The organism is Alcanivorax sp. HI0083 (assembly GCF_001635175.1).
Genome location: NZ_LWFX01001451.1, coordinates 1 through 3,761, shown reverse-complemented (window position 1 = coordinate 3,761; position 3,761 = coordinate 1). Strand labels below are relative to the sequence as shown.

The 3,761-nt window shown below is 57.0% G+C and carries 4 protein-coding genes, 1 tRNA gene and 1 pseudogene; 2 read left to right on the top strand and 4 right to left on the bottom strand.

All coding sequences use genetic code 11. From position 1 onward, the window contains the following. A pseudogene (locus tag A3754_RS21970) lies at positions 1 to 185 on the top strand (lytic transglycosylase F); the annotation flags it as partial. Between the two features lie 82 nt (positions 186 to 267). On the opposite strand, the gene A3754_RS21965 reads toward A3754_RS21970, so the two are convergent. The 4 genes from A3754_RS21965 to A3754_RS21950 form a co-directional block, all read right to left on the bottom strand. Then, entirely contained in the window at positions 268 to 1,113 is an 846-nt protein-coding gene (locus A3754_RS21965; RefSeq protein WP_063521338.1) for a DUF72 domain-containing protein, read from the bottom strand. Further along, complete coding sequence (locus A3754_RS21960) at positions 1,110 to 1,571, bottom strand: hypothetical protein (RefSeq protein WP_063518834.1); 462 nt, start codon at positions 1,569 to 1,571, stop codon at positions 1,110 to 1,112. The genes A3754_RS21965 and A3754_RS21960 overlap by 4 nt, the downstream gene beginning before the upstream one ends. Positions 1,572 to 1,682: 111 nt before the next feature. Then, positions 1,683 to 1,759: transfer RNA gene (locus A3754_RS21955), tRNA-Val, on the bottom strand. Between the two features lie 97 nt (positions 1,760 to 1,856). After that, on the bottom strand, positions 1,857 to 2,552 hold the full coding sequence (locus tag A3754_RS21950) for a GntR family transcriptional regulator (RefSeq protein ID WP_063521337.1): 696 nt from the start codon (positions 2,550 to 2,552) through the stop codon (positions 1,857 to 1,859). A gap of 194 nt (positions 2,553 to 2,746) precedes the next feature. On the opposite strand from A3754_RS21950, the gene A3754_RS21945 reads away from it, so the two are divergent. Beyond that, positions 2,747 to 3,292 carry an HD domain-containing protein gene (locus tag A3754_RS21945; protein WP_063521336.1) on the top strand — a complete coding sequence of 182 codons (546 nt, stop codon included), beginning with the start codon at positions 2,747 to 2,749 and terminating at the stop codon, positions 3,290 to 3,292. Positions 3,293 to 3,761: the final 469 nt, after the last annotated feature.

The window sequence follows — 3,761 nt, the reverse complement described above, 5'->3', positions numbered from 1 at the left end:
GGCAGGACGTGAAACAGCGCCTGCCGCTGCTGGCCAAGCCGGCCTATGCAGACCAGCTTCGCTACGGCAACGCCCGGGGCGGCCAGGCGGTGGTGTACGTCCGTCATATTCGCCGCTACTACGATCTGCTGGTGTGGGCGGAAAATTCCCGCCGCCGCGATGGCACGCTCATCGCCCTGAATTAACAGACAGCAACGAGAGGCGAGTAACGAAACCCGGCCGGGTTCTGCACTTCGAAACTCGCCTCTTTGTTGTCTCAGCGTTATCTCAGAATAATCCTGGCTGACTCACCTGCCGCCCCAACGGCAACGGTGTCAGCCACGGCAAACGTTCCGTCAGCATCTCGTGCCACAATGCAGCCAGGGCCAGCGCGTCGCCATTATCCGGCATGTGAATAAACGCACAGGGCTGCTTGCCTGCCTCAATCCAGCACGCCACCCGCTCGACCCAGGGCGCAAGAAACGGCCGGTTGGCCAGTAAATCCGGGTGACCCACATAACGAATCACCGGCGCCGCCTCGCCCGGCAACACATGCACCGGCAGCCGGGGCTTCTTGCGCTGGGCCTCCCGTGTTGCCGGGTCCTCTGCACTGGCGGCAAACAAAGCCCGACTGTCAAAACAAACCCGCGCAAAGCTACGTTCCAGCAGGCCACGATTCAGTGCCCTTTCCGCATCGCCCTTGGCAAAAAAATCCCGATGACGCACCTCAACCGTACAGTGCAGCGATGGGGGCAACGCATCCACAAACCGCCACAAGTCCGCCAGATTTTGTGGACCAAAGGCCGCCGGCAGCTGCAGCAAGAACGGACCCAGCACATCGCTCAACGGATCCAGCCGTTCCACAAACGCCCGCACCTGGCCCTCCACGCCACGCAACAAATCGTCGTGGGTAATCTGCCGGGGAAACTTGAACAGGAAACGAAACCCTTGCGGCACCTGGGCGCGCCATTGCTCACACTGATTTCGCGAGGGTGTGGCATAAAAAGACGTATTTCCCTCAACCGCATTGAACACCCGGCTGTAACGCTCCAGAGGACTGCCGCCAACCGGCAGCCGCGCATTCCAGGCGGGATGTTGCCACTGTGGGCACCCCAGAAAATAAGGCAGGCTCATGCAACACCAGGGTAGAAATGGTGCTCGCGCAGAGCCCCGCGCACCTGCTCTACACGGGCATTGCTGAGCTGGCGATAATCCGGGTAAGGCGTCAGCAGCAGCCGTTTTTGCGGGTCCACAGCAATCTCCGGGGCGCCATGCAACGGCCGGGCACCGTGCCGCAAACCGCTAAAACGCAGCAGGTTTTCCTTGCCACCGATCCAGTGCCAGCAAGGCCCCTGAGCCAACACCGGTGCAAAACACAGCGCCGTCTCCTTAAACAGCACTTGATCCCGGTAGCGCCGCCAATCCTCCGCCACCGGGCACGCCACCTTGGCCAGCAGATTCAGGATCTTTCGCCAGTGATTGGAGTTGGCCGCCACCAGCGCGGCAGCATCCGGGACCATCCCCAGAGGCCGGTGAGGCAGATACAGCGTCAGTCCTGGCCGGGCAGCCCCCAGGTAATCCGCTTCAGGCATTACAACGTTCTCCTGTTTGAGGCGTTCGCATTCTACCGGGCGCGATACTGGAGGAGCGAAAACGAAAAAGGGCCTGTCGCATCACTGCGACAGGCCCTTCTCGTCTGAATCTGGTAGGCACGAGTGGATTCGAACCACCGACCCCCACCATGTCAAGGTGGTGCTCTAACCAACTGAGCTACGTGCCTAAAGAGGGTGGCAATTCTATGCAGCTTGATCCGTCAGGGCAAGACCCTCGTTGCAGATTACCAATCATCCGTGATCCAGCCGCGCCCCAGCACCGCATTACTTGCGGCGGCGCGAGCCCCAGGCGGTTTCAATCTGGCGCGCGCGGGTGATGGACTCTTCCACCAGGTCCGACTGATGCTCGGCAAACTCGCGGATAATTTCCAGGGCCGAACGCACATCACGGCGGAAAATGGTTTCCACCAACGCCTTGAAGAACGACAAACACTCTTTGATCTCATCCGGTTCCAGATGCAGAGCCATAAAGTAAGCCCGCTGCATGGCCGGCTGCATATTGATCAGCACATCTTCCACAAAGACATTGCGGGCAAACGGATAGACATGCTCCAGAAAGCGAAAGCTGAGGGTAAAGAAGACATCGTGGTCGCGCTCCTCCGCCGCCACTTGCAAACCGTGAACCAACTCAATGAACGAATCCAGGTCCTCCTCGCGCACCACTTTAATGGCCTTGCGAATCACCAGCCCCAGCAACACCTGCATGACTTCATACAGGCTGCGCACATGGGCTTCGGACATTTCCTTCACCACCGCACCCCGGCGCGGCAGAATGTCGATCAGCTGGCGGCGCTGCAAAATCAGCAATGCCTCACGCACGGACCCCCGGCTGACATCCAGTTCCCCTGCGACTCGCAGTTCCTGAATGCGATCACCGGCCAGCATGTCACCATGGATGATTTGCTGAGCGAGATGCTGGGCAATTTGCTCAGAGAGGCTTTCCTTCGCTTTAAAGCTCACCGAACCCCCGGTACTTGTTGAACAATCCAATTAAGCTTGTCCGACTATAGTACACAAGAATGCCACCACCAAGTGCTGGATTTGCCAACCATCCCCCGTCAGTATCAAATGCATCAGTGCCATACTGATCCAGCTGCAGCACCGATTTACCCACAACAAGAACTGTAACCACACCCGATATCGGGCGGAGCTACATGAACAAGGACTTGATCACCCAGTTACCCAGAGTGGAGCAACTGTTCGACCAATACGCAGAGCGTTTTGGTAAACAACAGACCGCGTACCGCAACCATGTCTATCGGCTGGTAAACCTGGTCATGGCGCAACGCCCCATCAACGACGAAGAGCTGGATAAACTGCAGGTCGCCGCCTTTTTCCATGATGCAGGTATCTGGCTCGCCGGCACCTTCGACTATCTGCAACCGTCCGCCCGCCTCGCTGAACACTACCTTCAGGAAGAAGGCCTGGACGATTGGTGTCAGGACGTGCGCAACATGATCATGAATCACCACAAGCTCAGTCGCTTCAGCCGCAACCACCTGGACCTCACCGAAGTATTCCGCCGGGCAGACTGGGTTGATGTAAGCCTGGGACTGCTGCGTTTCGGCATTCCCATTGCGCGAATCCGGTTGATCAAACGGGGCTTCCCCAATGCAGGCTTTCATCCGCTACTGCTAAAGCTCAGCGGCCAACAACTACTCAGCCAGCCCTGGCGTCCCCTGCCCATGCTGAAACGATAACCTTCTGCGCAGAACCCTGTGGCACAGGAGATAAAGTTACCCACAACTTCTGTGGATAACTCTGTGCATAGACTGTCAGGAACCGTCCCCACCGCCTGCCGCGCCTGCCATGTCATTGGGATGATGAAAAAATGGCCATAATATTAAAGTCTTTTAAATCAAAGACTTAAAAATACACACTGCAAATCAATAGCTTAGACCTCAACGTTCACGCATCAAGTGAAATAAGCGTGTTCGCTGTGCAAAACTGTTGCCCGCCAAAAGGGCATAAGCGGAAAAAGCAAGAGAAAGGCGTGGCTAATCTAACGAAAAGTTGGGCTTACAGTTTTGCCCGGCGTGGCATCCAAGCGGAATAATCAGAACGAGAAAAGCCGCTCAAACAAGCGGCTTTTTCATAAAATAAAACAGTGATCTCGGGTTCAGGAGTCATCAACGACGCAGGCTAAAGCTCACGCCCAACACCACCACA